We start from the raw sequence: 680 nt of genomic DNA, 5'->3' as shown, positions 1-680 counted from the left end.
GATACACTGTTAAAAACAGTGGAAACACAGTTACGTAATCAGGAAACAAAGCACATATACCCGGTGTATGTGTGCGCATACGATTGGCGAAAAGATATTAATGATATTGCCGCAAAAGATGTAAAAAATGTATATGACAAAATAAAAGAAGAGCAGGAAACCGACGAGATGATTATTATTACACACAGTATGGGAGGTTTGGTTGCACGCGAGTTTTTAAGACAAAACCCGCAAGCGGCACAAAAGATAAAAGCGGTGATACACGGTGTACAGCCTGTACAAGGTGCGGTGCAGTTTTATGCATATTTTAAGTGCGGCGCACGGCATTTTAGCCCGTGGTGGGATATACCGGGAATTATCTTAGCAAATATTTTGGGAGCAACTAAAAAAGACTTTGCCGCTTTGTGCTCTGATATACCCGGAGCGATAGAACTTGCCCCCGTTTCCAACGGCGATAAACAGCAGTGGTTGAGCTGGGATGCACAATTGGAACAAGAATACGGCATGCAAGTACAAAAGGACGATATGTTCGGCTGTTATACGGATACAAGCGGCATAGTAGGACTTACGGATTCGAACTTTGATGACACAGTAAATGATTTGATAATGAAAAATATCGGCAATAGTAAAACTTTTCATAAAGCTTTGGAGCTGTATTGCCACGATCGTACCTACGTATT

The 680-nt window shown here is 41.6% G+C and carries 1 protein-coding gene; it reads left to right on the top strand.

The features are described from left to right. Positions 1-18: 18 nt before the first annotated feature. Positions 19-680: esterase/lipase family protein (locus tag HMPREF9193_RS06570; RefSeq protein ID WP_169720456.1), on the top strand; the 662-nt coding region annotated here is incomplete at its 3' end.

Source organism: Treponema lecithinolyticum ATCC 700332 (assembly GCA_000468055.1).
Classification (GTDB): Bacteria; Spirochaetota; Spirochaetia; order Treponematales; family Treponemataceae; genus Treponema_C; species Treponema_C lecithinolyticum.
This window is presented reverse-complemented; position numbering and strand designations above follow the sequence as displayed.